Annotated in this window: 38 protein-coding genes; 34 read left to right on the forward strand and 4 right to left on the reverse strand. The window is 64.1% G+C overall.

Features of this window, described 5'->3' with window-relative positions; all coding sequences use genetic code 11:
- The 33 genes from tuf to SIN08_RS10105 all read left to right on the forward strand — a co-directional run.
- Positions 1–1,176 (forward strand): elongation factor Tu (tuf, locus tag SIN08_RS09945; RefSeq protein ID WP_322451417.1); only part of this gene is annotated, 1,176 nt, incomplete at its 5' end.
- A 61-nt stretch (positions 1,177–1,237) separates the two neighbouring features.
- Positions 1,238–1,546: a 30S ribosomal protein S10 gene (rpsJ, locus tag SIN08_RS09950; RefSeq protein WP_007009511.1), complete on the forward strand. Its 309-nt coding sequence runs from the start codon at positions 1,238–1,240 to the stop codon at positions 1,544–1,546.
- A gap of 75 nt (positions 1,547–1,621) precedes the next feature.
- Positions 1,622–2,350 carry a 50S ribosomal protein L3 gene (gene rplC / locus SIN08_RS09955; RefSeq protein WP_322451418.1) on the forward strand — a complete coding sequence of 243 codons (729 nt, stop codon included), beginning with the start codon at positions 1,622–1,624 and terminating at the stop codon, positions 2,348–2,350.
- Positions 2,350–2,970, forward strand: coding sequence for a 50S ribosomal protein L4 (gene rplD, locus SIN08_RS09960; protein ID WP_322451419.1), 621 nt, complete (start codon positions 2,350–2,352; stop codon positions 2,968–2,970). The genes rplC and rplD overlap by 1 nt, the downstream gene beginning before the upstream one ends.
- Positions 2,967–3,260 carry a 50S ribosomal protein L23 gene (locus SIN08_RS09965; RefSeq protein ID WP_322451420.1) on the forward strand — a complete coding sequence of 98 codons (294 nt, stop codon included), beginning with the start codon at positions 2,967–2,969 and terminating at the stop codon, positions 3,258–3,260. The genes rplD and SIN08_RS09965 overlap by 4 nt, the downstream gene beginning before the upstream one ends.
- A gap of 21 nt (positions 3,261–3,281) precedes the next feature.
- Positions 3,282–4,118 carry a 50S ribosomal protein L2 gene (rplB, locus tag SIN08_RS09970; RefSeq protein ID WP_322451421.1) on the forward strand — a complete coding sequence of 279 codons (837 nt, stop codon included), beginning with the start codon at positions 3,282–3,284 and terminating at the stop codon, positions 4,116–4,118.
- A 16-nt stretch (positions 4,119–4,134) separates the two neighbouring features.
- Positions 4,135–4,413: a 30S ribosomal protein S19 gene (gene rpsS / locus SIN08_RS09975; RefSeq protein WP_322451422.1), complete on the forward strand. Its 279-nt coding sequence runs from the start codon at positions 4,135–4,137 to the stop codon at positions 4,411–4,413.
- A gap of 2 nt (positions 4,414–4,415) precedes the next feature.
- On the forward strand, positions 4,416–4,805 hold the full coding sequence (rplV, locus tag SIN08_RS09980; RefSeq protein ID WP_322451423.1) for a 50S ribosomal protein L22: 390 nt from the start codon (positions 4,416–4,418) through the stop codon (positions 4,803–4,805).
- Complete coding sequence (gene rpsC, locus SIN08_RS09985; RefSeq protein ID WP_322451424.1) at positions 4,805–5,506, forward strand: 30S ribosomal protein S3; 702 nt, start codon at positions 4,805–4,807, stop codon at positions 5,504–5,506. The genes rplV and rpsC overlap by 1 nt, the downstream gene beginning before the upstream one ends.
- 16 nt (positions 5,507–5,522) lie before the next feature.
- Entirely contained in the window at positions 5,523–5,936 is a 414-nt protein-coding gene (gene rplP, locus SIN08_RS09990) for a 50S ribosomal protein L16 (RefSeq protein ID WP_322451425.1), read from the forward strand.
- Positions 5,937–5,947: 11 nt separating this feature from the next.
- Entirely contained in the window at positions 5,948–6,148 is a 201-nt protein-coding gene (rpmC, locus tag SIN08_RS09995) for a 50S ribosomal protein L29 (protein ID WP_322451426.1), read from the forward strand.
- An 8-nt stretch (positions 6,149–6,156) separates the two neighbouring features.
- Positions 6,157–6,399 carry a 30S ribosomal protein S17 gene (gene rpsQ, locus SIN08_RS10000; protein WP_322451427.1) on the forward strand — a complete coding sequence of 81 codons (243 nt, stop codon included), beginning with the start codon at positions 6,157–6,159 and terminating at the stop codon, positions 6,397–6,399.
- Positions 6,400–6,457: 58 nt separating this feature from the next.
- The gene (gene rplN / locus SIN08_RS10005; RefSeq protein WP_322451428.1) at positions 6,458–6,826 is read left to right on the forward strand and encodes a 50S ribosomal protein L14; all 369 of its coding nucleotides are present in this window, start codon (positions 6,458–6,460) and stop codon (positions 6,824–6,826) included.
- Between the two features lie 12 nt (positions 6,827–6,838).
- The gene (gene rplX, locus SIN08_RS10010) at positions 6,839–7,153 is read left to right on the forward strand and encodes a 50S ribosomal protein L24 (protein WP_322451429.1); all 315 of its coding nucleotides are present in this window, start codon (positions 6,839–6,841) and stop codon (positions 7,151–7,153) included.
- Entirely contained in the window at positions 7,146–7,703 is a 558-nt protein-coding gene (gene rplE / locus SIN08_RS10015; protein WP_322451430.1) for a 50S ribosomal protein L5, read from the forward strand. Before rplX ends, rplE begins: the two co-directional genes overlap by 8 nt.
- Before the next feature lie 28 nt (positions 7,704–7,731).
- Positions 7,732–8,037, forward strand: a complete 306-nt coding sequence (gene rpsN / locus SIN08_RS10020; protein ID WP_322451431.1) for a 30S ribosomal protein S14 — start codon at positions 7,732–7,734, stop codon at positions 8,035–8,037.
- Positions 8,038–8,050: 13 nt separating this feature from the next.
- The gene (gene rpsH / locus SIN08_RS10025) at positions 8,051–8,449 is read left to right on the forward strand and encodes a 30S ribosomal protein S8 (protein WP_322451432.1); all 399 of its coding nucleotides are present in this window, start codon (positions 8,051–8,053) and stop codon (positions 8,447–8,449) included.
- A gap of 39 nt (positions 8,450–8,488) precedes the next feature.
- Positions 8,489–9,022, forward strand: coding sequence for a 50S ribosomal protein L6 (rplF, locus tag SIN08_RS10030; protein ID WP_322451433.1), 534 nt, complete (start codon positions 8,489–8,491; stop codon positions 9,020–9,022).
- Positions 9,023–9,033: 11 nt separating this feature from the next.
- Positions 9,034–9,393: a 50S ribosomal protein L18 gene (rplR, locus tag SIN08_RS10035; RefSeq protein ID WP_322451434.1), complete on the forward strand. Its 360-nt coding sequence runs from the start codon at positions 9,034–9,036 to the stop codon at positions 9,391–9,393.
- 75 nt (positions 9,394–9,468) lie between these two features.
- Complete coding sequence (rpsE, locus tag SIN08_RS10040; RefSeq protein WP_322451435.1) at positions 9,469–10,029, forward strand: 30S ribosomal protein S5; 561 nt, start codon at positions 9,469–9,471, stop codon at positions 10,027–10,029.
- Positions 10,030–10,060: 31 nt separating this feature from the next.
- Complete coding sequence (rpmD, locus tag SIN08_RS10045) at positions 10,061–10,261, forward strand: 50S ribosomal protein L30 (RefSeq protein WP_322451436.1); 201 nt, start codon at positions 10,061–10,063, stop codon at positions 10,259–10,261.
- A gap of 20 nt (positions 10,262–10,281) precedes the next feature.
- A complete protein-coding gene (gene rplO / locus SIN08_RS10050; RefSeq protein ID WP_322451437.1) occupies positions 10,282–10,752 on the forward strand; it encodes a 50S ribosomal protein L15 in 471 nt (156 codons plus the stop codon).
- Positions 10,753–10,973: 221 nt separating this feature from the next.
- Positions 10,974–12,314, forward strand: a complete 1,341-nt coding sequence (gene secY, locus SIN08_RS10055; RefSeq protein WP_322451438.1) for a preprotein translocase subunit SecY — start codon at positions 10,974–10,976, stop codon at positions 12,312–12,314.
- The gene (locus tag SIN08_RS10060; protein ID WP_322451439.1) at positions 12,311–12,895 is read left to right on the forward strand and encodes an adenylate kinase; all 585 of its coding nucleotides are present in this window, start codon (positions 12,311–12,313) and stop codon (positions 12,893–12,895) included. Before secY ends, SIN08_RS10060 begins: the two co-directional genes overlap by 4 nt.
- Positions 12,896–13,130: 235 nt before the next feature.
- Positions 13,131–13,499 (forward strand): 30S ribosomal protein S13, encoded by a 369-nt coding sequence (gene rpsM, locus SIN08_RS10065; protein WP_322451636.1) that lies wholly within the window; start codon positions 13,131–13,133, stop codon positions 13,497–13,499.
- Between the two features lie 130 nt (positions 13,500–13,629).
- The gene (rpsK, locus tag SIN08_RS10070; protein ID WP_322451440.1) at positions 13,630–14,019 is read left to right on the forward strand and encodes a 30S ribosomal protein S11; all 390 of its coding nucleotides are present in this window, start codon (positions 13,630–13,632) and stop codon (positions 14,017–14,019) included.
- 100 nt (positions 14,020–14,119) lie between these two features.
- Positions 14,120–15,130 carry a DNA-directed RNA polymerase subunit alpha gene (locus tag SIN08_RS10075; RefSeq protein WP_322451441.1) on the forward strand — a complete coding sequence of 337 codons (1,011 nt, stop codon included), beginning with the start codon at positions 14,120–14,122 and terminating at the stop codon, positions 15,128–15,130.
- Positions 15,131–15,170: 40 nt separating this feature from the next.
- A complete protein-coding gene (gene rplQ / locus SIN08_RS10080; RefSeq protein ID WP_322451442.1) occupies positions 15,171–15,602 on the forward strand; it encodes a 50S ribosomal protein L17 in 432 nt (143 codons plus the stop codon).
- Positions 15,603–15,740: 138 nt separating this feature from the next.
- Entirely contained in the window at positions 15,741–17,234 is a 1,494-nt protein-coding gene (locus SIN08_RS10085) for a DegQ family serine endoprotease (protein WP_322451443.1), read from the forward strand.
- A 6-nt stretch (positions 17,235–17,240) separates the two neighbouring features.
- Positions 17,241–18,560: a replication-associated recombination protein A gene (locus SIN08_RS10090; RefSeq protein WP_322451444.1), complete on the forward strand. Its 1,320-nt coding sequence runs from the start codon at positions 17,241–17,243 to the stop codon at positions 18,558–18,560.
- Between the two features lie 199 nt (positions 18,561–18,759).
- Positions 18,760–19,137: a fluoride efflux transporter CrcB gene (crcB, locus tag SIN08_RS10095; protein ID WP_322451445.1), complete on the forward strand. Its 378-nt coding sequence runs from the start codon at positions 18,760–18,762 to the stop codon at positions 19,135–19,137.
- A gap of 31 nt (positions 19,138–19,168) precedes the next feature.
- On the forward strand, positions 19,169–20,155 hold the full coding sequence (locus tag SIN08_RS10100; protein WP_322451446.1) for an RluA family pseudouridine synthase: 987 nt from the start codon (positions 19,169–19,171) through the stop codon (positions 20,153–20,155).
- 52 nt (positions 20,156–20,207) lie between these two features.
- Positions 20,208–21,002: an ATP12 family chaperone protein gene (locus SIN08_RS10105; RefSeq protein WP_322451447.1), complete on the forward strand. Its 795-nt coding sequence runs from the start codon at positions 20,208–20,210 to the stop codon at positions 21,000–21,002.
- 84 nt (positions 21,003–21,086) lie between these two features.
- Here the strand turns inward: SIN08_RS10105 and SIN08_RS10110 are convergent, their stop codons facing one another.
- From SIN08_RS10110 to SIN08_RS10120, 3 genes are all read right to left on the reverse strand, one after another.
- Positions 21,087–21,443 (reverse strand): YggT family protein, encoded by a 357-nt coding sequence (locus SIN08_RS10110; protein WP_322451448.1) that lies wholly within the window; start codon positions 21,441–21,443, stop codon positions 21,087–21,089.
- Between the two features lie 74 nt (positions 21,444–21,517).
- Complete coding sequence (locus SIN08_RS10115; protein WP_322451449.1) at positions 21,518–23,329, reverse strand: sodium:solute symporter family protein; 1,812 nt, start codon at positions 23,327–23,329, stop codon at positions 21,518–21,520.
- A gap of 12 nt (positions 23,330–23,341) precedes the next feature.
- Complete coding sequence (locus tag SIN08_RS10120; RefSeq protein WP_322451450.1) at positions 23,342–23,608, reverse strand: DUF4212 domain-containing protein; 267 nt, start codon at positions 23,606–23,608, stop codon at positions 23,342–23,344.
- A gap of 209 nt (positions 23,609–23,817) precedes the next feature.
- On the opposite strand from SIN08_RS10120, the gene SIN08_RS10125 reads away from it, so the two are divergent.
- Positions 23,818–24,450 (forward strand): hypothetical protein, encoded by a 633-nt coding sequence (locus tag SIN08_RS10125; RefSeq protein ID WP_322451451.1) that lies wholly within the window; start codon positions 23,818–23,820, stop codon positions 24,448–24,450.
- Positions 24,451–24,482: 32 nt separating this feature from the next.
- Here SIN08_RS10125 and SIN08_RS10130 read toward each other — a convergent pair whose 3' ends face one another.
- Positions 24,483–26,813 (reverse strand): NADP-dependent malic enzyme, encoded by a 2,331-nt coding sequence (locus SIN08_RS10130; protein WP_322451452.1) that lies wholly within the window; start codon positions 26,811–26,813, stop codon positions 24,483–24,485.
- Positions 26,814–26,831 lie beyond the last annotated feature (18 nt).

Genomic DNA, 26,831 nt, shown 5'->3' on the forward strand with positions numbered 1-26,831 from the left:
ATGGCCAAAGGTAAATTCGAGCGCACGAAGCCGCATGTGAACATCGGGACGGTTGGTCACGTTGACCACGGGAAGACGACGCTGACGGCAGCGATCACGAAGTATTTCGGCGACTTCCGGGCCTATGATCAGATTGACGCGGCGCCTGAGGAGAAGGCGCGCGGGATCACGATTTCGACGGCGCATGTCGAGTACGAGACGGATGCGCGGCACTACGCGCACGTCGACTGCCCGGGGCACGCGGACTACGTGAAGAACATGATCACGGGCGCGGCGCAGATGGACGGCGCGATCCTGGTTGTTTCGGCGGCGGACGGGCCGATGCCGCAGACGCGCGAGCACATTCTTCTGGCGCGCCAGGTTGGCGTTCCGGCGATCGTGGTGTTTCTGAACAAGGTGGACCAGGTTGACGATCCGGAGCTTCTGGAGCTTGTCGAGCTTGAGGTTCGCGAGCTTCTGTCGGCCTACGAGTTTCCGGGCGACGACATTCCGATCGTCAAGGGCTCGGCGCTTGCCGCGCTCGAGGATTCGAACAAGGAGATCGGCGAGGATGCGGTCCGCGAGCTGATGAAGCAGGTGGACGCGTACATCCCGACGCCGGAGCGTCCGATCGACCAGCCGTTCCTGATGCCGATCGAGGACGTGTTCTCGATTTCGGGCCGCGGCACGGTTGTGACGGGCCGCGTCGAGCGCGGGGTGATCAAGGTCGGCGACGAGATCGAGATCGTCGGCATCCGGCCGACGTCGAAGACGACGTGCACGGGCGTGGAGATGTTCCGCAAGCTCCTGGACCAGGGGCAGGCGGGCGACAACATCGGCGCGCTTCTGCGCGGTGTGGAGCGCGAGGGCGTCGAGCGCGGCCAGGTTCTGGCCAAGCCGGGCTCGGTGACGCCGCACACGAAGTTCAAGGCGGAGGCCTACATCCTGACGAAGGAGGAGGGCGGTCGCCACACGCCGTTCTTCACGAACTACCGTCCGCAGTTCTACTTCCGCACGACGGATGTGACGGGCGTGTGTTCGCTTCCGGAAGGCACGGAGATGGTGATGCCGGGCGACAATGTGACGATGGACGTGGAGCTGATCGTGCCGATCGCCATGGAGGAGCGCCTGCGCTTCGCCATCCGCGAAGGCGGCCGCACCGTCGGCGCCGGCATCGTCGCCGCAATCACCGAGTAAACGGGCAAGCATCCGGCGCGGCGCGGGTGACCCGCGCCGCGGTCCAACAAGGAACTGAGAGATGAACGGACAGAATATCCGGATCCGCCTCAAGGCGTTCGACCACCGGGTGCTCGACGCCTCCACACGCGAGATCGTGTCCACGGCAAAGCGCACCGGCGCAAATGTCCGTGGCCCCGTCCCGCTGCCGACGCGGATCGAGAAATTCACGGTGAACCGCTCGCCGCATATCGACAAGAAGAGCCGCGAGCAGTTCGAGATGCGGACCCACAAGCGTCTTCTGGATATCGTGGATCCGACGCCGCAGACGGTGGACGCGCTGATGAAGCTGGATCTCGCCGCGGGTGTCGACGTCGAGATCAAGTTGTAGGCGGAAGACAAGGTAGGACCCCGCGCCGGGCCGAGAGCGGCCGGGCGACGGGAAGCCTGAAAGGAAATCGAACCGATGCGTTCAGGTGTTATTGCACAGAAGATCGGGATGACGCGGGTCTACAACGAGGCGGGCGAGCACATCCCCGTCACGGTGCTGCGCATGGAGAATTGCCAGGTCGTGGCCCAGCGCACCGAGGAGAAGAACGGCTATACCGCCGTTCAGCTCGGCGTGGGGCTGGCCAAGGTGAAGAACACCCCGAAGCCGCTGCGCGGCCACTTCGCCGCCGCTCATGTCGAGCCCAAGTCCAAGCTGGCCGAGTTCCGGGTGTCGCCGGACAATCTGCTCGACGTGGGAGCGGAGATCACGGCCGATCACTTCGTCGCCGGCCAGAAGGTCGATGTGACGGGGACCTCGATCGGCAAGGGCTTCCAGGGTGTCATGAAGCGCCACAATTTCGGCGGCGGTCGTGCCACGCACGGCAATTCGGTCTCGCACCGCGCACACGGCTCGACCGGCCAGCGGCAGGATCCCGGAAAGGTGTTCAAGGGCAAGAAGATGGCCGGCCACATGGGTGCCCGGCGTGTCACGAGCCAGAACCTGGAAGTGGTTTCCACCGATACCGAGCGCGGCCTCATTCTGGTCCGCGGCGCCGTTCCGGGCTCCAAGGGTGCATGGATCATGGTGCGTGACGCGGTGAAGGCGCCGCTTCCGGATAACGCGCCGCAGCCCGGCGCCATTCGTGCCGCTGCGCAGAACGATGCCGTCAAGGCCGAAGGCGCCGCCAGCGAGGGGGCAGAATAATGGATCTCAAGGTAACGACCCTTGCGGGCAAGGATGCCGGGAAGCTGAAGCTTTCCGATGCCATCTTCGGACTGGATCCGCGTGAGGACATTCTGCATCGTGTCGTGCGCTGGCAGCTCGCCAAGCGCCAGCAGGGCACGCACAAGACAAAGGGCCGCGCGGAGATCGCGCGTACCGGCGCCAAGATGTATCGCCAGAAGGGCACCGGCCGCGCCCGCCACTCCTCGGCGCGTGTGCCGCAGTTCCGCGGTGGCGGCAAGGCGCATGGTCCGGTCGTGCGCAGTCATGCTCATGAACTGCCGAAGAAGGTGCGGGCGCTCGGCCTGAAGCATGCGCTTTCGGCCAAGGCCAGGGCGGACGACATCATCGTCATCGACGAGTTGGCGCTCGCGGACGGCAAGACGAAGGCGCTGGTGGAGAACTTCGCCAAGCTCGGTCTCGACAACGCGCTCATGGTGGGCGGGGCCGAGATCGACGCCGGCTTCAAGCGCGCGGCGGCGAACATTCCCAATATCGACGTGCTGCCGATTCAGGGCATCAACGTCTACGACATTCTGCGCCGCGGGAAGCTGGTGCTTTCCAAGGCCGCGGTCGAGGCCCTCGAGGAGCGGTTCAAATGACGGATCTTCGCCACTACGACGTGATCGTCAGCCCGGCGGTCACGGAGAAAACGACATTGGCCGCGGAGAACAACCAGGTGGTCTTCAACGTGGCACGCAAGGCCACGAAGCCCGAGATCAAGGCGGCGGTGGAAGCGCTGTTCAACGTCAAGGTCAAGGGCGTCAACACGCTTGTGCGCAAGGGCAAGGTGAAGCGTTTTCGCGGCACCATCGGTCGGCAGAGCGACGTCAAGAAGGCGGTCGTCACCCTGGCCGAGGGCCATTCGATCGACATCGCGACGGGTCTTTGAGAGGCCGCGAGGATTTAGGATATGGCACTCAAGAACTATAAACCGGTCACGCCGGGCCAGCGCCAGCTGGTGATCGTCGACCGCTCAGGCCTTTACAAGGGCAAGCCGGTGAAGGGGCTGACCGTTGGCCTCACCGCCAAGGGTGGGCGCAACAATACCGGCCGCATCACCGCGCGGTTCCAGGGCGGCGGTCACAAGCGGGCCTACCGGCTGATCGATTTCAAGCGCCGCAAGTTCGACGTTTCCGGCGTCGTCGAGCGGCTGGAATACGATCCCAACCGGACGGGCTTCATCGCGCTCGTACGCTATGATGACGGCGAGCTGTCCTACATCCTGGCCCCGCAGCGGCTTTCTGTGGGCGATCGCGTCATCTCCTCGGAGAGGAGCGTCGACGTGAAGCCGGGCAATGCCATGCCGCTGGCGGTCATGCCCGTCGGCACCATCGTCCACAATGTGGAGATGAAGCCGGGCAAGGGCGGCCAGATCGCACGTTCCGCCGGTGCCTACGCGCAGCTCGTGGGCCGCGACCAGGGCAGGGCAATCCTGCGCCTGAACTCCGGCGAGCAGCGCCTCGTCCCGGGTGGATGCCTGGCCACCGTCGGCGCCGTGTCGAACCCCGACCACGGCAATGTCAGCCTCGGCAAGGCGGGCCGCAAGCGCTGGATGGGCAAGCGCCCGCACAACCGCGGCGTGACCATGAACCCGGTCGATCACCCGCATGGCGGCGGTGAAGGCCGCACCTCGGGCGGCCGTCATCCGGTGTCGCCCTGGGGCAAGCCCACCAAGGGCATGAAGACGCGGTCCAACAAGGCGACCGACAAGTTCATCATGCGCTCGCGTCATCAGCGCAAGAAGTAAGGAAAGGTAGGGAACCGTGACCCGATCAGTCTGGAAAGGCCCCTTCGTCGACGGCTACCTGCTGAAGAAGGCCGACAAGTCGCGCGAAAGCGGGCGCAAGGAGGTCATCAGGACCTGGAGCCGCCGCTCCACCATCCTGCCTCAGTTCGTGGGGCTGACCTTCGGCGTCTACAACGGCCAGAAGCATATTCCGGTGCTCGTGTCGGAAGAGATGGTGGGCCACAAGTTGGGTGAATTCGCTCCGACCCGCACCTATTACGGCCACGGGGCGGACAAGAAGGCAAAGAGGAAGTAACCATGGGCAAGGCCAAAGCGCCACGCAGGCTCAAGGACAACGAGGCGCGTGCCGTTCTGCGCACCATTCGCGTCAGCCCGCAGAAGCTGAACCTCGTTGCGGCGATGATCCGCGGCAAGAAGGTCTCGAATGCGCTCGCCGACCTGGAGTTCTCGCGCAAGCGTATCGCCGGCACCGTCAGGAAGACGCTGGAATCGGCGATCGCCAATGCCGAGAACAACCACGACCTCGACGTGGACGCGCTCGTGGTGGCGGAGGCCTATGTCGGAAAGTCGATCGTCATGAAGCGCTTCCATGCGCGTGGCCGCGGCCGCGCCAACCGTATCGAGAAGCCCTTCTCGAACCTGACGATCGTGGTTCGAGAAGTCGAAGAGCAAGTGGAGGCCGCCTGATGGGCCAGAAAGTCAACGCAACCGGTCTCCGGCTCGGCATCAACCGCACCTGGGATTCGCGCTGGTTCGCGGACAACGCGGAATACGGGAATCTGATGCACGAGGATGTGAAGATCCGCGACTACATCCTGAAGGAGCTCAAGCAGGCGGCGATTTCCAAGGTCGTCATCGAGCGTCCGCACAAGAAGTGCCGCGTGACCATTCACTCGGCGCGCCCGGGGCTGATCATCGGCAAGAAGGGCGCCGACATCGAGAAGCTGCGCCGCAAGATCTCACAGATGACGAATGCCGAGACGCATTTGAACATCGTCGAGGTGCGCAAGCCGGAGATCGACGCGACGCTGATCGCCCAGTCGATTGCCCAGCAGCTCGAGCGCCGCGTTGCCTTCCGCCGTGCCATGAAGCGGGCCATGCAGTCGGCCCTGCGGCTCGGCGCCGAGGGCATCCGTATCCAGTGCGGCGGGCGCCTGGGCGGTGCGGAGATCGCGCGTGTCGAGCGCTATCACGAAGGCCGCGTTCCGCTGCACACGCTGCGGGCGGACATCGATTACGGCACGGCCGAGGCGAAGACCGCCTACGGAATCTGCGGCGTGAAGGTGTGGGTCTTCAAGGGCGAAATCATGGAGCACGATCCCATGGCGTCGGAACGCCGTGCGGTCGAAGGCGAACAGGGCGGCGGCCGTCGCCGCGAGAACGCCTGACGGAATGGAGTAGAAGATGCTGCAGCCAAAGCGCACGAAGTTCCGCAAACAGTTCAAGGGGCGTATCCACGGTATCGCCAAGGGCGGAACGGAGCTGAACTTCGGTTCCTACGGCCTCAAGGCGATGGAGCCGGAGCGCGTCACCGCGCGCCAGATCGAGGCCGCCCGCCGCGCCATCACGCGTTTCATGAAGCGCCAGGGGCGCGTCTGGATCCGCATCTTCCCCGATGTGCCGGTCACCTCCAAGCCGACCGAGGTGCGCATGGGTAAGGGCAAGGGCTCGGTCGATTACTGGGCGTGCCGGGTGAAGCCGGGGCGCGTCATGTTCGAGATCGACGGCGTCTCCGACGAGATAGCGCGCGAGGCGTTGCGTCTGGGCGCAGCCAAGCTCCCGGTCAAGACGCGCTTCATCCAGCGCATCGCAGAGTAGGAGATGACGTCATGAAGGCCGCAGACGTGAGGGCGATGACGCCCGACCAGCTCGACGACGAGTTGGCCAAGTTGAAGAAGGAACAGTTCAACCTCCGTTTCCAGAAGGCGACGGGGCAGTTGGAGAAAACCGCGCGGGTCAAGCATGTTCGCCGTGACATTGCGCGCATCAAGACAATTGCCGCTGATAAAGCGGCCGGCAAGAAGGCCTGAGGACGAAGATGCCAAAGCGCGTTTTGCAAGGCACCGTGGTAAGCGACAAGAGCGACAAGACGATCGTCGTCCGTGTCGAGCGGCGGTTCGCCCATCCGCTCCTGAAGAAGACGGTGCGCCGCTCCAAGCGGTACAAGGCACATGACGAGAACAATGCGTGCAAGGTCGGCGACACGGTGCTGATCCAGGAGACGCGCCCGATTTCGAAGGAAAAGTGCTGGATCGTCGTGAACGAAGCCCAGGCACAATAACGGTTGGAAGAATCGGAAGGCAGCCGGCCTTCCGGAAAAGAATAGAAGGCGGCCAGTCATGATACAGATGCAAACAAACCTCGACGTGGCGGATAACTCGGGCGCCCGTCGTGTCATGTGCATCAAAGTGCTCGGCGGCTCGAAGCGGAAATATGCCTCGGTGGGGGACGTGATCGTCGTCTCCGTGAAGGAGGCCATCCCGCGCGGCCGGGTGAAGAAGGGCGACGTGATGAAGGCGGTGGTCGTGCGCACGGCGAAGGACATTCGCCGTTCCGACGGCAGCGTCATTCGTTTCGACAACAATGCGGCCGTTCTTGTCGACAATAAGCGAGAGCCGGTGGGCACGCGTATCTTCGGACCGGTTCCGCGCGAACTGCGCGCCAGGAACCACATGAAGATCATCTCCCTGGCGCCGGAAGTGCTCTGAAGGAGGCCGGAAATGCAGAAGATCAAAAAGGGCGACAAGGTCGTCGTGCTGGCCGGCCGCGACAAGGGTCGTACCGGTGAAATTTTGAAGATGATGCCGAAGGAAGAGAAGGCGCTGGTTCGCGGCGTCAATATCGTGCGCCGGCATCAGAAGCAGTCCGCGCAGTCCGAAGGCGGCATCATTACCAAGGAAGCGCCGATTCACGTGTCGAATCTGGCGCTGGCCGACCCCAAGGACGGCAAGCCGACCCGCGTCGGTTTCCGCCTCCAGGAGGACGGTAAGAAGCTGCGCGTGGCGAAGCGCTCGGGAGAATTGATCGATGGCTAAGGCAGATTACCAGCCGCGCTTTAAGAAGCAGTACGAGGAGGTCGTGCGCAAAGAACTGCTCGACACCTTCAAGTACAAGAACGAGATGCAGGTCCCGCGCATCGACAAGGTCGTCATCAACATGGGTGTCGGCGAGGCGACGGGCGACTCCAAGAAGCCGACGATCGCCGCCGAGGATTTGGCCCTGATCGCCGGCCAGAAGCCGGTCATCACGCGGGCGCGCAAGTCCATCGCCGGCTTCAAGGTGCGCGAGGGTATGCCGCTCGGCGCCAAGGTGACGCTGCGCGGTGAGCGCATGTACGAGTTCCTGGACCGGCTCGTGAACGTGGCGCTGCCGCGGGTGCGCGATTTCCGCGGCCTGAGCCCGAAGAGCTTTGACGGCCACGGCAACTTCGCCATGGGCGTGAAGGAGCACATCGTGTTCCCCGAGATCAATTACGACAAGGTCGACCAGATCTGGGGAATGGACATCATCGTCTGTACGACCGCCGAGACCGACGAGGAAGCACGCGCCCTTCTGAAGGCGTTCAACTTCCCCTTCCGGCAGTAACGGCAGGCGAGCACAAGGAAGATTCCAAATGGCAAAAGTTAGCGCAGTCGAGAAGAACAAGAGGCGCCGGAAGATGGTGGATCGCTACGCTGCCAAGCGTGCGGCGTTGAAGGCCATCATCAAGGACCAGCAGCAGCCGATGGAGGAGCGCTTCAAGGCGCAGCTCCAACTCGCCGAGCTCCCGCGCAACTCTTCGAAGACGCGTATCCGCAATCGTTGCGAGATCACCGGTCGTCCGCGGGCCTACTACCGCAAGCTGCGGCTGTCGCGTATCGCGCTTCGGGAGATGGGCAATAGCGGCCTCATCCCGGGCCTTGTGAAGTCGAGCTGGTGAGAGGGGTCGAGAGATGTCCATGAACGATCCACTTGGCGATATGCTGACCCGCATCCGCAATGCTATCGGCCGCAAGAAGACGACCGTCTCCACGCCCGCCTCGCGGCTGCGCAGCCGGGTGCTCGATGTGCTGAAGTCCGAGGGCTACATTCGCGATTACAGCGAGATCGACTACGGCAACGGCAAGTCCGAGCTGGAGATCGAGCTGAAGTATTTCGAGGGCGCCCCGGTTATTCGCGAGATCGCCCGCGTTTCGAAGCCGGGCCGGCGGGTCTATGTTTCGGTCAGGTCGATTCCGCAGGTCGCCAACGGCCTCGGCATCGCCATCCTGTCCACGCCGAAGGGCGTGATGGCCGACCACGAGGCGCGCGAGCAGAATGTCGGCGGAGAGGTTCTCTGCCAGATCTTCTGATCCCGCGGAGCTCTGAGATTAGAACGAGGACAAGATTCCATGTCTCGTATAGGTAAGAAACCGGTTCCGCTTCCCGAGGGCGTGACGGCGCAAGTCGAGGGCCAGACGGTCAAGGCCAAGGGGCCCAAGGGCGAACTGACATTCGTCGTCAACGACGAGGTGCTGGTGAAGCTCGAAGATGGCGCGATCGCGGTTGATCCGCGCGACCAGTCGAAGGTGGCCCGCTCGAAGTGGGGCATGTCGCGTACGCAGATCGCCAACATCGTCAATGGCGTGAAGGACGGCTTCGAGAAGCGGCTTGAGATCAACGGTGTCGGCTACCGCGCGGCGATGCAGGGCAAGAAGCTGCAGCTTTCGCTGGGCTACAGCCACGATGTCAACTACGAGGCGCCGGAAGGTATCACCATTACGGTGCCCAAGCCGACGGAGATCGTGGTCAGCGGCATCGACAAGCAGGTCGTCGGCCAGGTTGCGGCGGAGATCCGTGAGTTCCGTGGCCCCGAGCCCTACAAGGGCAAGGGCGTGAAATACGCGGGTGAAACCATCATCCGCAAGGAAGGCAAGAAGAAGTAGGGAACGCGATCATGGTGTCGAAGGTATCCGTTACGCGGCGCGCCGGGCGCGTTCGCCGGAAGGTCAAGGCTGTTGCGAACGGACGGCCGCGGCTTTCCGTCTATCGCTCGTCGAAGAACATCTATGCGCAGGTGATCGACGACGTGAAGGGCCACACGCTGGCTGCCGCCTCCACGCTCGAGAAAGACTTGCGGGGCAAGCTGAAGACCGGCGCCGACGTATCGGCGGCGACCGAGATCGGTAAGCTGATCGCCGAGCGTGCCAAGAAGGCCGGGGTCGAGAACGTCGTTTTCGACCGCGGCGCCTATCTGTATCACGGCCGCGTCAAGGCGCTGGCCGACGCCGCCCGCGAGGGTGGGCTGAGCTTCTAACCGCCGCCGGACGCCCGTTTGCGTCCGGCACATAACTCAACCCCGTGCTACCGGAAAAGAACAAGGACAAGGACAATGGCACAAGGCCGCAGGGACGACCGCCGCGATCGCGATGAGCGCGACAGCGAGTTCGTCGACAAGCTCGTTCACATCAACCGCGTTGCCAAGGTGGTCAAGGGTGGCCGCCGCTTCGGCTTCGCCGCACTCGTCGTCGTCGGCGACCAGAAGGGCCGCGTCGGTTTCGGCCACGGCAAGGCCCGCGAGGTGCCGGAGGCGATCCGCAAGGCGACCGAGGCGGCCAAGCGCGACATGATCTTCGTGCCGCTCAGAGCCGGCCGCACCCTGCATCACGACGTGGACGGTCGCCACGGCGCGGGCCGCGTCCATCTGCGCGCCGCCAAGCCCGGTACCGGGATCATTGCCGGCGGCCCCATGCGCGCCGTCTTCGAAATGCTCGGGGTGCAGGACGTGGTCGCCAAGTCGCTCGGCTCCGCGAACCCCTACAACATGGTGCGCGCTACCTTCGATGCGCTGAAGAACCAGATGCATCCGAAGGACATCGCCGCCCATCGCGGCATCAAGTATTCGACCCTGCAGGCCCGCCGCGGTGCGGTGGCGGCCGGCGCGGAAGAGTAGGCGCCCGCGGTTCTTGTGAGGAATGACGAAGATGGCTGAGAAGAAGAAGGGCAAGACGATCACGGTCGTGCAGACCGGTAGCCCTATCCGCCGCCCCGGCGACCAGCGCGCAACGCTGATCGGTCTCGGGCTCAACAAGATGCACCGGCGTTCGACACTGGAGGACACCCCTTCCGTGCGCGGCATGATCGCCAAGGTCGGGCACCTCGTGCGCGTCGTGGACGAGGCCTGAGGGACCCGAGGAGAGCAGCGATGAAACTCAACGAACTCAGGGACATGGAAGGTGCCACCCATTCGCGCAAGCGTGTTGGGCGCGGCATCGGTTCGGGCACCGGCAAGACCGGCGGTCGCGGCGTGAAGGGGCAGAAGTCGCGCTCGGGCGTGGCCATCAAGGGCTTCGAGGGCGGGCAGATGCCGCTCTACCGGCGCCTGCCGAAGCGCGGTTTCAAGAATATCTTCGGCAAGGACTTCAACGAGGTCTCCGTCGGCAGGATCCAGGCGGCTATCGATGCGGGCAAGCTCGACAGCGCAGTGACCATCGACACCGCGGCCCTGATCAAGGCGGGTGTGGTGCGCCGTGCCAAGGATGGCGTGCGCGTTCTCGGCAGCGGCGACTTGAAGGCCAAGGTGACGCTCGACGTCGCCGGGGCTTCGAAATCCGCCGTCGAAAAGGTCGAGAAGGCCGGCGGTTCGGTCAAGCTACCGGAGAAGGCGGCCGAATAGCGCCTGAGGCGGGCGGCGGGACGATCTGCCGCTTGCATCCCGGCCCGGTGGGGCCTATTTCGGGCGTCGGCACATGTGCCCGGCATCATCGCCGCGGCACATGATCCGCCCTAAGTGAGGTCCGGCACGTCTGTCGTCGCGGGTCTGGCCCGTGCGGCCAAGGCAGCCGGTTTCACTTTCCTGGTCGCGCGGTGGGCGCGTGACGAAGCGGAGAATTCTTCATGGCATCGGCAGCCGAGCAACTTGCTTCCAATCTCAATTTCGCGGCCTTCGCCAAGGCCGAGGACCTCAAGAAGCGAATCTGGTTCACGCTCGGCGCGCTGCTCGTCTACAGGCTCGGTACCTATATTCCGATGCCGGGCATCAACCCGGAAGCATTCGCCCAGGCCTTCCAGCAGCAATCCGGCGGCGTACTCGGCATGTTCAACATGTTCGCCGGCGGCGCGGTCGAGCGCATGGCGATTTTCGCCCTCGGCATCATGCCCTATATCTCCGCCTCCATCATCATGCAGCTCATGACCTCGGTCGTCCCGTCGCTCGAGCAGCTGAAGAAGGAGGGCGAGCAGGGCCGCAAGGTCATCAACCAGTACACGCGCTACGGCACGGTGCTGCTCGCTACGACACAGGCCTACGGCATCGCCATAGGGCTGGAGAGCGGGGCGAACATCGTCACCGATCCCGGCTGGTTCTTCCGCATTTCCGCCGTCATCACGCTGGTGGGCGGCACGATGTTCCTGATGTGGCTCGGCGAGCAGATCACCGCGCGCGGCATCGGCAACGGCATTTCGCTGATCATTTTTTCCGGCATCGTGGCGGGCCTTCCCTCGGCCATCGGCGGGACCCTGGAGCTCGGCCGCACGGGTGCCATGTCGACGGGCCTGATCATCGGCATCATCGTGCTGGCGATCGCTGTGATCGGCGTGATTGTCTTCTTCGAGCGGGCGCAGCGGCGGCTTCTGATCCAGTATCCCAAGCGCCAGGTCGGCAACCGCATGTTCCAGGGCGATACCTCGCACCTGCCGCTGAAGCTCAATACGGCCGGCGTCATTCCGCCCATTTTCGCCTCCTCGCTGCTGCTTCTGCCGACGACGGCGGCAGGCTTCTCCGACACGTCCCAGCTGCCCGCCTGGGCAGGGACGGTGCTGGCCACGCTAGGCCACGGCCAGCCGCTCTTCATGGTGCTCTATGCGGCACTGATCGCCTTCTTCGCCTTCTTCTACACGGCGATCGTGTTCAATCCCAAGGACACCGCCGACCAGTTGAAGAAGCATTCCGGCTTCATTCCCGGATACCGACCGGGCGAGCGGACGGCTGAATATATCGATTACGTGCTGACCCGCATCACCGTGGTCGGTGCCATCTATCTCGTCCTGGTGTGCCTGCTGCCCGAGTTCCTGATTTCGGCGACCGGCGTGCCCTTCTATCTCGGCGGTACATCGCTGCTCATCGTGGTCAGCGTGACGCTCGACACGGTGTCGCAGGTGCAGGGGCACCTGATCGCGCATCAGTACGAAGGTCTGATCAAGAAATCGAAGCTTCGGGGGGGCAAAAGAGGAAGATGAGGCTGATACTTCTCGGGCCCCCGGGGGCCGGAAAGGGGACCCAGGCGCAGATCCTGGTCGAAAGGCACGGCATTCCGCAGCTTTCCACCGGCGACATGCTGCGCGCGGCGGTGAAGGCGGAAACCGAGGTCGGCATGCGGGCGAAAGCCGTCATGGATGCCGGCGAGTTGGTGTCCGACGCGATCGTCAACGCCATCGTTGCCGAGCGCATCGACCAGCCTGACTGCGCGAACGGCTTCATTCTCGACGGCTATCCACGAACGCTGGCCCAGGCCGACGCGGTGGAGGACATGCTGGCCGAACGCGGACTGAAGCTGGATGCGGTGATCGAACTTCTGGTCGATGACAAGGCGCTGGTCGGCCGTATCGTCAAGCGTGCGCAGGAGGCCCAATCCGCGGGACAGCCGGTGCGCAAGGACGACAATCCGGAGGTCTTCGAGGAGCGGCTGCGCGAGTACTACAAGAAGACGGCGCCGCTCACCGGCTATTACTATGCCAAGGGAAGGCTGCACACGGTCGACGGCATGGCGAGCATATCCGACGTGACCGGCAGGATCGAAGAGGTTTTGAGATCGATTTAGCTGGGTGGAGCACGGCGGCTGGTGCCTTGCTTGGCCGGATTGCCGCCCATTGCTGAAACAATGTCGCCGGGGAGTTGACTTTTCCCCGCGATTCCGCCAAAGACGGCGCCAATTCGCTTGAATCCCAAAGCGGTCGGTGCCGGTCGAAAGAGTGATGGCCGGACCGGGCGCTTTCGTCTTGTCCGGTCGAGGGTCAACAGACCGCCGGACAGGCGGCAGAACCAAGGAGACCGACGTGGCCCGCATTGCTGGCGTCAACATTCCGACGAACAAGCGCGTGGTGATCGCGCTGCAATATATCCACGGCATCGGGCCGAAGCTTGCCCGTGACATCGTGACCAAGGTGAACATCCCCCAAGAGCGCCGCGTCAATCAGCTGACCGACGCCGAGGTGTTGCAGATTCGCGAGACGATCGACCGCGAGTACCAGGTCGAAGGTGACCTGCGTCGCGAGACGTCGATGAACATCAAGCGGCTGATGGATCTCGGCTGCTATCGCGGCCTGCGCCATCGCCGTTCGCTGCCGGTGCGCGGCCAGCGCACGCACACCAATGCGCGCACGCGCAAGGGGCCGGCGAAGCCGATCGCGGGCAAAAAGAAGTAATCAGGTGAATGGTCAATCGTGAATGGTTGAGGGCCGAACGTCCTGGCCGGCGACCATTCACCACTTCACCATTCACCGAGGTGGAGCCGCTGGCATTACGGCGGTGTAGAGATCGACTGAAAGGAAGACCATGGCCAAGGAAGCCGCACGCGTTAAGCGCCGTGAACGCAAGAACATTTCGTCGGGTGTCGCGCACGTCAACTCGACCTTCAACAACACCATGATCACCATCACCGACGCGCAGGGCAACGCGATTGCCTGGTCTTCGGCCGGTGCGCAGGGCTTCAAGGGTTCGCGCAAGTCGACGCCCTTCGCCGCACAGGTGGCGGCCGAGGATTGCGCCCGCAAGGCGCAGGAGCACGGCATGCGCATGCTCGAGGTCGAGGTTTCCGGTCCCGGCTCGGGCCGCGAATCGGCGCTCAGAGCCTTGCAGGCGGCCGGTTTCACCATTACCTCCATTCGCGATGTGACGCCGATCCCGCACAACGGGTGCCGTCCGCGCAAGAAGCGCCGCGTCTAGCATACCGATCCACACCGTACGAGCGCTCTTGGCGCTCCTCTGCGGTTTCCAGAGCGCCTGCCACGATTGGATGGTGGTGGGGTAACGGAAGGAAAAGCTCATGATCCAGAAAAACTGGCAGGAACTCATCAAGCCGAACAAGATCGAGTTCACGTCCAAGGGCCGCACACAGACGTCGCTCGTCGCCGAGCCCCTGGAGCGTGGCTTCGGCCTCACTCTCGGCAACGCCCTGCGCCGCGTGCTTCTGTCCTCGCTGCGCGGTGCGGCTGTGACCGCCGTGCAGATCGATGGCGTGCTGCACGAGTTCTCCTCGATTGCCGGCGTGCGCGAGGACGTGACCGATATCGTTCTCAACATCAAGGAAATCGCCATCAAGATGGAAGGCGACGGGCCCAAGCGCATGGTCGTGCGCAAGCAGGGGCCCGGTGCGGTGACCGCCGGCGATATCCAGACCGTCGGCGATGTCGAGGTTCTCAATCCCGATCACGTCATTTGCACGCTCGACCAGGATGCCGAGATCCGCATGGAGTTCACGGTCGACACCGGCAAGGGCTACGTGCCGGCTGACCGCAACCGGGCCGAGGATGCGCCGATCGGGCTCATTCCCGTCGACAGCCTCTATTCGCCGGTCAAGAAGGTCTCCTACAAGGTCGAGAACACCCGTGAGGGGCAGGTGCTCGATTACGACAAGCTGACCATGACCCTCGAGACGGATGGCTCCATCTCGGGCGAGGACGCGGTGGCGTTTGCCGCCCGCATCCTGCAGGACCAGCTCGGCCTCTTCGTCAATTTCGAGGAGCCGCAGAAGGCCCAGCCGGAAGAGCAGGTCACCGAGCTTGCCTTCAACCCCGCGCTTCTGAAGAAGGTCGACGAGCTCGAGCTTTCCGTGCGCTCGGCCAACTGCCTGAAGAACGACAACATCGTCTATATCGGCGACCTGATCCAGAAGACGGAAGCCGAGATGCTGCGCACGCCGAATTTCGGCCGCAAGTCGTTGAACGAGATCAAGGAGGTTCTGGCCTCCATGGGCCTGCACCTCGGGATGGAAGTGCCGGACTGGCCGCCGGACAATATCGAAGAGCTCGCCAAGCGCTACGAAGACCAGTATTGACCCTTGTGGCGGTGCCCGGGGAAGTGAAGGAGACAGAGCCATGCGTCACGGAAAATCCGGCCGCAAGCTGAACAGGACATCGAGCCACCGCAAGGCCATGTTCGCCAACATGGCGGCCTCGCTTATCGAGCATGAGCAGATCGTCACGACGCTGCCGAAGGCCAAGGAGCTGCGGCCCATCGTGGAGAAGCTCGTTACCCTCGGCAAGCGCGGCGACCTAGCCGCGCGTCGCCGGGCGATCGCCTCCGTTCGCGACGAGGCCCTGGTGCGCCGCCTGTTCGACACGGTCGCCCCGCGCTATGCGGAGCGTAACGGCGGCTATACGCGCATCATGAAGGCGGGCTTCCGCCACGGCGACAATGCACCCATGGCGGTGATCGAGTTCGTTGACCGCGACACTTCCGCCAGGGGTGCGGCCGACCGCGCCCGCGCCGAGGCGGAAGGTGTTGGCGAGGAAACAGAGGCGGCCTGAACCGGTTTCGCATCATCGTTCAAAGGGGGCCGCGGCCCCCTTTTTCGTTGGTGCTTCGGGAAGGGGGCAGCGGCCTTCTAAACTGCACAATCATCTGGGAAAAGGCGCCGGTTGTTTTGGAGTCTGGACGGATTCGCTATGGTTTCACACGTACCCTTTGTCCGCTTCTGCACGACCTTGCTGATAAGCGCCCTTGTGGCCGGTGCGCCACCGTCCGCCTTCGCCCAGCAGGCGGATGAAAGGGGTAACGGGCTGCTCGACTTTCTGCGCGGTACGCAGACAGGCTCGCAGGAAACCGGATCGGAGACACCGGCCAGGCGCGTTCCCTTCTCGCAGCGCCAGATCCAGCTTTCCTTCGCGCCGCTGGTGCGAGAAACGGCGCCGGCCGTGGTCAACGTCTATGCCTCGGCGCGGGTGGACGTGCGCTCACCTTTCATGGGGGATCCGTTCTTCGAGCGCTTCTTCTCCTTTCCGCAGATGCCGCCGCGCGTGCGTTCCTCCCTCGGGTCGGGCGTTCTCGTGGATCCGTCCGGTCTGGTCGTCACCAACTACCACGTGATCCGCGAAGCCGACGAGGTGAAGGTGGCGCTGGCCGACGGCCGCGAATTCGAAAGCGAGATCCTGCTCAAGGATGAGCGCCTCGACCTGGCGGTCCTGAAGATCGAGGGGGCGGACCCGTTTCCCGCCGCGCGTTTCGGGGATTCGGAAGCGCTCGAGGTGGGAGACCTGGTGCTCGCCATCGGCAATCCCTTCGGCGTCGGCCAGACCACCACAAGCGGCATCGTCTCCGCGCTTGCGCGCACGCCGAGCGGCATTTCCGACTTCGGCTTCTTCATCCAGACGGACGCGGCCATCAACCCCGGCAATTCCGGCGGCGCGCTGATCAATATGAGCGGCGAGGTGGTCGGCATCAACACCGCCATCTACAGCCGCTCCGGCGGTTCGAACGGCATCGGCTTCGCCATTCCGGCCAATGTCGTGCGCTCTGTCGTGGAAGCGGCAAAAAGCGGCGCCGATCATTTCGCGCGTCCTTATGTCGGGGCGAGCTTCGACCGCGTTACGCCCGACATCGCCGAGGCGTTGGGCATGGAGCGGCCTGCCGGCGCTTTGGTCACCGATGTCGCGCCGGAAAGCCCGGCGGCACGGGCGGGGTTGAAGGCGGCCGACGTCGTGGTCGGGGTGAAGGGAAAAGCGGTCGACACGCCCGAAGCGCTCGACTACCGCCTCGCCACGCTGCCGGTCGGAGAACCGGTGGAAATCGAAATCGTGCGTGACGGGGAGCGCGAGCGCCTGTCGCTGCCCATAGAGCGGGCGCCCGAGACCGCGACGGAGGAGGTTCAGATCGGCGGGCAGGGGCCGTTGGCCGGGGCGCGGGTTGCCGCGCTTTCACCAGTGCTTGCGCAGCAGTTGAACCTGCCGATCGCCAAGAAGGGGATCGTCGTCGTGGCGGCGGCGCGCAACTCGCCTGCCGCCAGCATCGGCCTGCGTCCGGGCGACATCATCCGCGCGCTCAATGGGGAGGAGATCGAGAGCGTCGAACAGTTGCAGAGGGCGGCGGAAGCGGATACGCGCTGGTGGCGCTTCACGATCGACCGGAACGGACGCATGATCTCGCAAACCATGCGGTTTTAACGACACATGAGCGACCTTTTCGACCGTAACGAACCACCCGCCCCGGAGGTTGGAAAGCCGCTGGCCGACCGCCTGCGCCCGCAACGCCTTGACGACGTCGTGGGGCAAGAGCACCTGACCGGGGCAGATGGCACGCTTACACGCATGGTCCGCTCGGGCGCGCTCGGCTCGCTCGTCTTCTGGGGGCCGCCGGGAACGGGCAAGACCACGGTCGCACGGCTTCTGGCCGGCGAGACATCGCTCGGCTTTGAGCAGATCTCGGCGATCTTCTCCGGCGTGGCGGATCTCAAAAAGGTGTTCGAGGCCGCGCGCCTGCGCCGCAGTCAGGGCCGGCAGACGCTGCTGTTCGTGGACGAAATCCATCGTTTCAACCGGGCTCAGCAGGATTCCTTCCTGCCCGTCATGGAAGACGGCACGGTGGTTCTGGTTGGCGCCACCACGGAAAACCCGTCCTTCGAGCTGAACGCCGCCCTTTTGTCGCGCGCCCGCGTTCTCAATTTCCACCCGCTTGAGAGCGACAGCCTGGAGCGCCTGCTTGAGCGGGCGGAGAGCGCGGAAGGCCGGCCACTGCCGCTTGATGAGGAGGCGAGGGCGGTCCTTTTGCGTATGGCCGACGGCGACGGCCGCGCCGTTCTCACCCTGGCAGAGGAGGTCTGGCGGGCCGCGGGCGAGGGCGAGGTCTTCGACGCCGAAGCCCTGCAGCGCGTCGTGCAGCGCCGCGCCCCGGTCTATGACAAGGGGCAGGACGGCCACTACAATCTCATCTCCGCGCTCCACAAATCGGTGCGCGGCTCCGATCCCGACGCAGCGCTCTACTATCTCGCGCGCATGTTCGATGCCGGTGAAGACCCGCTCTATATCGGCCGGCGCCTGGTGCGCATGGCAGTGGAGGACATCGGCCTCGCCGATCCGCAGGCGCTCACAGTCGCCAATGCGGCGAAGGACGCGTATGATTATCTGGGCTCGCCCGAGGGCGAACTCGCTTTGGCGCAGGCCTGCATCTATCTCGCCACGGCACCCAAATCCAACGCGGCGTACACCGCTTTCAAGGCCGCCATGGCGGCGGCGAAAGAGCACGGATCCCTGTTACCGCCGAAACATATCCTCAACGCGCCGACCAAGCTGATGAAGGAGACCGGCTACGGCGGCGGATATCAATACGACCATGATATGCCGGAAGCTTTCTCCGGTCAGGACTATTTTCCTGAAGCCATGGGGCGGAGGATTTTCTACGATCCCCCGGAGCGGGGGTTCGAGCGCGAGATTCGCAAGCGGCTCGACTTTTGGTCGAAACTCCGCCGCGAGAGGGCGGGACGCGACGAGTAATTTTTCAGAGATTTTTTGAAACGATGACGAAAAAGCAATCCAGAACGCTCCCCAGATTCGCTTTTGCGGCCGATTTCCTGGCCGGTCGCGCTCTCCACGTCGCGGTGCTGGTCGATGGTGCGAAGCAGGTATTCTACAAGTACTGGACGATGATCGGCACCCACCGGAATCAGCCCCTCGAGCGTGTAACGGGAGTGCGATGTATCACCTGATCCTTGTCTGTGCTGGCGGTGCCATCGGTGCGGGACTGCGCCACTTCACGAACATAGCGGCTGCACGCGCACTGGGTGCGGTGTTTCCCTGGGGCACGTTGACGGTCAACATCATCGGCTCCTTCGCCATGGGGCTGTTCATCGAAATCCTGGCGCGCAAGTTGAACGCCTCGCAGGAGCTGCGCCTGTTCGTCGCGACCGGAATTCTTGGCGGCTTTACGACCTTCTCTGCCTTCTCGCTCGATGTCGCCGTGCTTTGGGAGCGCGGCGCGGCGGGACCGGCGGCGGCCTACGTCTCGGTGAGCGTCATCGTCTCCATTCTGGCGCTCTTTGCCGGATTGTGGCTCGCAAGAAGCATGCTCTAGTGGTATGGCCGCCCTCGAAGGTGGTGGTGAAATGGCAGGTGTAGAGCAAATCTCCGTAGAACGCGACGAAGCCGGCATGCGGCTCGACCGCTGGTTCAAGGCGCACTATCCGGGGCTCGGTTTCGGGCAGTTGCAGAAGCTCCTGCGTACCGGCCAGGTGCGGGTGGACGGCGGCCGGGCGAAGGCGGACACACGCGTGCAGCCCGGCCAGATGATCCGCGTGCCGCCGCTGGCGGTCGACCGGAAGGATACCGGACCGACCACCATGCGCACCATCCGCGACCAGGGCGACGGCGAGGTGCTCGCCAAGATGCTCATCTACGAGGACGAAAAGGTCTTCGTCTTCAATAAACCGGCCGGACTCGCCGTGCAGGGCGGCTCCGGCATCAACCGCCACGTGGACGGCATGCTGGAGGCCTGGCGCAGCAGGAAGGGCGAGAAGCCGCGCCTGGTCCACCGCCTCGACCGGGATACGTCCGGCGTGCTCGTGGTGGCGCGCACGCGGCTGGCGGCGGTCCGGCTCACCGAATCCTTCCGCGGCCGCGAGACGCAGAAGATCTACTGGGCGCTGGTCAAGGGCGTTCCGAAGAAGCGCGAAGGGCGTATCTCCAGCTGGCTTCTGCGCGAGCAGACCCCGGATGGTGACCGCATGCGTGTCGTGCGGCACGGCACGCCGGATGCCGATCACGCCGTGTCGTCTTACCGCCTCGTGGAGCAGGCGGGTACCGCACTTTCCTGGCTCCAGATGGAGCCGGTCACCGGCCGCATGCATCAGCTGCGCGTGCACGCGGTCGCGCTCGGCTGCCCGATCATCGGCGATCCGAAATACTTCGAGGCGGACCAGAACTGGGACTTTCCCGGCGGGATCCAGAACCGGCTGCACCTGCACGCACGACGGATCGTCATCCCGCACCCCGACCGCGGCGCCATCGACGTGACGGCCGACCTGCCGCCGCATATGCGACAGAGCTGGAACCTGCTCGGTTTCGACGAGGCGGCCGCCGAGACCGCGGCCTAATCTTTCTCCGTCGTCAGGTGACGGGGCGCCGCCCATCCCCTATATGAGAGCCATGCGTGATATCCTGAACGATCTCGACGAACATCGTCACCTTTCCGACCCCGATCCGATGCGCCGCGCGCAAAAGCAGATGCGCAAGCCGCTGCCCAAGCGCTTTTATGGCGAGGTCGACATGGCCGGCGAAGGCACGGCACATCGCATCCTGCTCGACGGCCGCGCCGTGCGCACCCCGGCGGGTGCGGAACTCGTTTTGCCCACCGCTGCGGCCGCAAGTCTTGTCAGGGCGGAATATGACGCCCAGGGCGACCATATCGATCCGATGTCAATGCCGGTGACGCGCCTTGCCAACACGGCAATCGACGGCGTGGCCAACGATGTCCAGGCCGTCGCCGAGGATATTTTGCGCTACGCTTCGAGCGACCTCCTGTGCTATCGCGCCGAGGGGCCGGAGCGTCTCGTTGCGCTTCAGGCGGAAGCCTGGGACCCGGTGCTCGACTGGGCGGAGCAGACGCTGGGGGCGCGTTTTGTGCTCGCCGAGGGCGTGATGCACGTGGAGCAGCCGCGCGCGACCATCGCCGCCGTCGGGGGCCATCTGCGGCCGCGCCGCGAGCCGCTGCGCATCGCCGCAATGCATGTGATGACGTCGCTCACCGGCTCGGCTCTTCTGGCGCTGGCGGTGGAGGCCCGGGCGCTCGACGTCGGAACCGCCTGGAACGCCGCGCATGTCGACGAGGACTGGAACATCTCCCAATGGGGGGAGGATGCCGAAGCGACTGCTCGCCGGGCCGCCCGCGAACGCGACATGCGCGGCGCGGCCGCGCTCGTAGAAGCGCTTGATCACGATTAGCCCGTGAAGCGGACATAGGTTGCAAGCAGCCCGCCGTCTTCGTTGCGAGGTTGAACGTGATTTATGGCCGCTTCCGGCCCGGGCTTACCGGTTGAACGCCTGGTAGAGCAGGGCGGCGATCTCGCTTTCCAGCGGGAAGGACAGCATGCCCATCACCGAATAGCCAAGCAGCCAGGGCATCAGATAAAAGCGGATCATGAAGAAGAACCACGCCACATAGATCGGCACCAGAAAGTCGATCAGGAAACCGGGCGTGATCGGCCGGAAGAGGCGCAGCACCGGGTCGGTCGCGCGCACGAAGAAGCGCATGAAGAAGAAGTTCGAATCCTCGGGCAGGAAGATGTTCATCGCCGCCCGCCCGATCAACGTCCACATAATCGCGCCCAAAATATAATCGACGACGATCACCCAGACCGGGTGGGCAGCCAGCGCATCCTGCATCGATCAATTCCGCTCCATCCACGTGCCGGGGGCGGGAGAATGTCCCGCCCCCGGTGATTCTGGCAACAGTCCGGTCAGTGCGCCGCCCCGAGAATCGGCGGGCCGACGGGAACGCGGGTGTCGTCGACCATGCGCTGGATCTCCTCGTCCGGGGCCGGGGTTAGAAGCGTCACGACGACCATGGCGGTCAGGCTCGCCGCCATGCCAACGATGCCGAAGCGCAGGTGATCCAGGCCGAGCCAGGGCGTTCCCCCATTGTAGACGTAGTAGAGGTAGGCGGTCCCGGCGACGAAGCCGGCGATCATCCCTGCTATCGCACCCTCCCGGTTGGCTCTTCGCCACCACACGCCCAGCATGAGCGGGAAGAACAGGCCCGAGCAGGCGAAGCAGAACGCCCATGCCACCGCGCCCAGAATGCCGGTCAGTTGCAAGGAAGCGATCAGCGCACCCAGCGCGCCGATGCCGAGCAACAGGATGCGCGCGACGATCAGCCGGACCGAGGTATCGGCCCTCGGATCGATCATCTTGTAGTAGAGATCGTGGCTGAGCGCGTTGGCGATGGCCAGAAGCAGGCCATCCGCCGTCGACATCGCCGCCGCCATGCCACCGGCGGCCACCAGGCCGGAGATGACATAGGGGAGACCGGCGATCTCCGGTGTCGCCAGAACGACGATATCCGGCCGCATGAAGAACTCGTTGAGCTGCAGGATATTGTCCCCGTTCTGGTCGGCGATCGCCAGGAAGCCCACGCTGGACCAGTTCTGAATCCAGTCGAGCGAGGCGACCTCGTCGAACGATTTGCCGATGATGGCCGTTGGCAGGCTGGGATCGAGAAGCTGCAGCTTGGTGAGCGTGGCGAGCGCGGGCGCCGTGAAATAGAGCAGGAAGATGAACAGCAGCGACCAGCCCACAGATTTGCGTGCCGCACGCACCGAAGGTGTCGTGAAGTAGCGCATCAGGATGTGCGGCAGCGATGCCGTTCCCGCCATCATGCACAGCGCCAGGGTTACGAACTTCCATTGAGCCAGTTCGCCGACGGGACCGGTATGCGGTGTCGTCAGAACCGACAGTCCCGGTATCTCTTCGGCTGGCGGATTGAGCCCGTATTGCGCCTCGAACTGCGCCATGTTGGCGGCCGCCTCGCCATAAGTGAAGTGCGGAATGATCCCGAAGCCCTGCACGTTGGACATCCAGATCACCGGCACCAGATAGGCGATGATCAGCACGATATACTGCGCCACCTGCGTCCAGGTCACCGCGCGCATGCCACCCAGCATCGAGCACAGCAGGATGCCCAGAAGTCCGAACCACACGCCCCATGAGAAGGGGATATGCAGGGCACGTGCCGCGATGGTTCCCGTCGCGTTGATCTGCGCCGTCACATAGGTGAAGGAGGCAACGACCAGCACCACCACGGCGCAGAAGCGTGCCAGGTTGCCGCCATAACGCGTGCCGATGAAGTCGGGCACGGTGTAGCAGCCGAACTTGCGCAGATAAGGGGCCATCAGCGAATTGACGAGCACGTAGCCGCCCGTCCATCCGATGATGAAGGCCATGTAGCCATAGCCGCCGAAATAGACTCCTCCCGCGAGCGCCACGAACGAGGCGCCCGACATCCAGTCGGCAGCGGTGGCCATGCCGTTATAGACGGCCGGCACCTGCCGGCCCGCCACATAGTAGGCGTCGACCTCCATCGTGCGCGACAACCAGCCGATCAGCGCGTAGATGGCTATGGTGAAGCCGACGAACAGGATTCCGATCGTGTCGGCGCCGACACCCAGTTGTTCCAGGACTGCCATCAAGAGGATGAAGGCGATGAACCCGCCTGTATAGATGCCGTAGACACGACCGATATTGTCTAGGAAACGTCCCTGAATCAGAGCCATACCGGTTCCTCCCTACTGCTCGTCGCCGAAGCCGAACTCATCGTCGATGACATCCTGGCGCCAGTTCTGGAACCAGATGATCAGGACGAAGGCGATGAGTGAGCCCTGCGCGATCATGTAGAACCCAAGCGGGAAGCCAAGAAACGTCACGTTGTCGAGTGTTCCGACCATTGCGGGGATAACAAGCGAGAAGAACGCCCACAGTACCAAGACCAGGATGGTCAGGTTCCTGGTCTTATGCCAGTAGCGATCTCGTACATCGGTATTTTCAGCGGACATGATCTTCCTCCTCTTCCGCTGCGGTTTCAGTACCGAAGTCCTCCAGACAGCGGACAGAGCCGATGTCTTGCACCATTGCAAGAAACACGAATCGCGTTCACAATGATGCATCGTGTATTTTGAGCGATTTATCGCAAAAATGGAACAAATCGTTGAGTTCCAGTGGAATTGAGCCCTCCAGCGCGGGGAATACCTCTTGGCGGAGGCGGGTGGAAGTGTTCGCCCACCAGATCTTTCAGCGCCTGCGTGTGCGCCGCGAAACGGGGCCGATCGAGACCGTGGAGGCGCTGTGCCACTTCGCGCACACCCGCGCCGCTTTCGTCGCCCAGAAGAAACTTTACGGATATCTGAAGGCGCGCATCGGGACGCGTTATCCCAGCATGTTCGAGGACGACGTCTTCGTGGAGTCCATCAACATCGCCAAGCGGCATGTCTTTGCCGCATGCCTGTCCGACATTGCCGTGCACGCGGGTGCGCACGTGATGCGGAATGGACGGCTCGAAGGGGCCGACGCGCGCCGTATCGCGCAGGAATGTTTTGCGGCCGGGTTGGCGGCCAATCGCGAAGACTTCCAGGATGAGGCGATGCTGGCCTCCTGGGGCATCGATTTCTCCAACCGGCTGGACGGGATCCGCTGGGAAAACCTTGCGGTAGGAAACGACTGTTTCACGGAGAGCCCGAAGGCGCTTTATCGCTGGGCGCCGATCGAGGAAAGCCTCAAGCGCTACGACCGTGAGATCGTCGAAAACTCGATCCGCTTCGCCTGGGCCGAAGTTATCCGCGATCTGCGCAAGCGCGCGGTTGCCGAAGCGATCTCGGCGGACCTGCGGCAGCGCGACTGAAGGCTGCCGCGCGATTGCGCCGGACCTGCCTTTCAGGTGGTGGCCGGGAGGGCCGCGGCGCGGCTCTGGCTTTGAAGGGCCTCAACCGCGGCGATGGCCGTCATGTTGACGACGCCGCGCGAGGTGACGGATGGGGTGAGGATGTGCGCCGGCCGGGCAGGGCCGAGAAGGATCGGGCCGACATGCAGTGCATCGGTCATCGCCTTGACGGTCGTCAGCGTGATGTTCGCCGCGTCAAGGTTCGGGAACACCAGAAGATTGGCCTCGCCCTGCAGTTCCGCGTGCGGATAGACCCGCTGGCGCAAGCTCTCCGACAAGGCACAATCGCCATGCATCTCTCCGTCGGCCACCAGGTCCGGCGCCATGCGGTGGAGGATGGCGACCGCCTCGCGCATCTTCAGCGCGCTCTTTGAATCGCGCGAGCCGAAATCCGAGTGGGACAGAAGCGCGGCCTTCGGCACGATGCCGAAACGGCGGATTTCCTCCGCCGCCAGGATGGTGGTCTCGGCGATCGCTTCAGCGGAGGGATCGACGGTCACATAGGTGTCGGTGAAGAACATCACGCCCTGTTGCGTGATCAGGAGCGAGAGAGCGGAAACCTCGCGTACACCCTCGCGCCGGCCGATGATCGCGTCGACATAGCGCAAGTGGCGCTCGAAGCGGCCCTCCAGGCCGCAGATCATCGCATCGGCTTCCTCGCGCATCATCGCCAGGGCGGCGATCACCGTCGTGTTCGTGCGCACGAGTGTGCGTGCAACCTCGGTGGTCACGCCGCGGCGGCCGGCGATGCGGATCAGAAGGTCGACATAGGCCCGGTAACGCGGATCGTCTTCGGGATTGATGATCTCGAAATCGGTGCCGGGCCTGATCTTCAGGCCGTAGCGCTTCAGCCGTGTCTCCACCACGCTCGGCCGGCCGATCAGGATCGGCTCGGCAATGCCTTCCTCAAGCACCACCTGGGCGGCACGCATCACCCGCTCGTCCTCGCCGTCGGCATAGATGACACGCTTGCGCCCGGCCTGCTTGGCGGCGGAGAAGACCGGTTTCATCACCAGGCCCGAGCGGAAAACGAAGCGGTTGAGCCGGTCGAGATAGGCTTCCATATCCTCGATCGGCCGCGACGCGACGCCTGCTTCCATGGCCGCCTTGGCGACCGCCGGGGCGATGCGCAAAATCAGCCGCGGATCGAAAGGCGAGGGGATCAGGAATTCCGGACCGAAGCTGGGCGTTTCGCTCGAATAGGCCCGCGCGGCGACGTCGGAAGGCTCCTCCCGGGCAAGGGCGGCGATCGCCTGTACGGCGGCGCGCTTCATTTCCTCGTTGATCGCAGAGGCGCCGACGTCGAGCGCGCCGCGGAAGATATAGGGGAAGCACAGGACATTGTTGACCTGGTTCGGGTAGTCCGAGCGCCCCGTGCAGATCATGGCGTCGGGGCGGGCTTCCCGCGCGGCCTCCGGCATGATTTCGGGCACGGGATTGGCGAGCGCCATGATCAGCGGCTTCTCCGCCATTTCGGCCAGCATTTCCGGCTTCAGGACGCCGGCGGCCGACAGCCCGAGGAAGACGTCCGCGCCGCCGATGACCTCGGCCAGTTCACGCTTGTCCGTATCCTTCAGATAGGGCTCTTTCCAGCGGTCCATCTCCTCCGTGCGCCCGCGATACGCCACGCCGTGGCGGTCGGTGATCCAGATGTTCTCGACCTTGGCGCCGAGCGAGACGAGGAGGTTGAGGCAGGCGATCGCCGCCGCGCCCGCGCCCGAGGTGACGATCTTGGCAGTCTCGATTTTCTTGCCGGCAAGCTCGAGCCCGTTGAGGATGCCGGCGGCGACGATGATGGCGGTGCCGTGCTGGTCGTCGTGAAAGACGGGGATGGACATCCGCTCCTTCAGCCGCTCCTCGACCTCGAAGCACTCCGGCGCCTTGATGTCCTCGAGATTGATTCCGCCGAAAGTGGGCTCGAGCGCTGCGACCGTATTGACCAGCGCATCGACCTCGCTGGCGTCGACCTCGATATCGAAGACGTTGATGCCGGCGAATTTCTTAAAGAGGATAGCCTTGCCCTCCATTACCGGCTTGGAGGCGAGCGGCCCGATGTCGCCCAGGCCGAGCACGGCGGAGCCGTTCGACACAACGGCGACCAGATTGGCGCGGGAGGTGTATTCGGCGGCCATTTGGGGGTTGTCCTTGATGGCTAGACAAGGCGCGGCGACGCCCGGCGAATAGGCCAGTGCGAGGTCGCGCTGGTTGCCGAGCGGCTTTGTCGGTTGGATCTCCAGCTTTCCCGGGATGGGATAGCGATGGAAAAACAGGGCGCTCTCGTCGAGGTCCGAACCCTTCTCCGCCATTTCCTTGCGCTCCGCCATGACCGTTCCCCCTTTCCG

Origin of the sequence: Chelativorans sp. M5D2P16, assembly GCF_034427935.1 — a bacterium.
Lineage (GTDB): Bacteria > Pseudomonadota > Alphaproteobacteria > Rhizobiales > Rhizobiaceae > Chelativorans.